At 42.2% G+C, this 460-nt stretch carries 1 protein-coding gene; it reads left to right on the forward strand.

The genetic code is table 11. The features are described 5' to 3' along the window. Window positions 1-285 (forward strand): transposase (locus tag OO007_RS20220; RefSeq protein WP_325810187.1); only part of this gene is annotated, 285 nt, incomplete at its 5' end. Between the last annotated feature and the right edge of the window lie 175 nt (window positions 286-460).

A 460-nucleotide genomic window follows, 5' to 3' on the forward strand; every position in this document is an offset into this window, starting at 1 on the left:
TACACTGAAGAATTCCGTAAGGAAGCCGTAAAGCGCTCCGAAAAACCGGGTATTACTCAAGCCATGGTGGCTGAGGAACTTGGCATTAGTGCGCAACAAATTGCTAATTGGAAAAGACAATTCACACGTTTATCCGATAAACAATTTAACTCACTTGAAGGCGTTGATTACTCCAAAAAAGAAAGTGAAGAGATTCGTAAACTACGACGCGAGAATAAACGCCTGCAAGAGGAAATGGATTTTTTAAAAAAGGCTGCGGCGTACTTTGCGAAAAACCAGGAGTGAAGTACGCCATCATGAGAGATCATCTGGATCACTTTTCCAAATCCCTGATGTGTCGCTCGATGAGCGTGTCACGATCGGGATTTAATAAATGGTTAAATCGTCCTATCAGTGACCGAACACAACGTAAATCTCTCTACGAAGAAAAAGTCAGAGAAACGTTTGAACAGTTTGAGGC

Origin of the sequence: Cocleimonas sp. KMM 6892 (assembly GCF_035798195.1) — a bacterium.
GTDB classification, from domain to species: Bacteria; Pseudomonadota; Gammaproteobacteria; order Thiotrichales; family Thiotrichaceae; genus Cocleimonas; species Cocleimonas flava.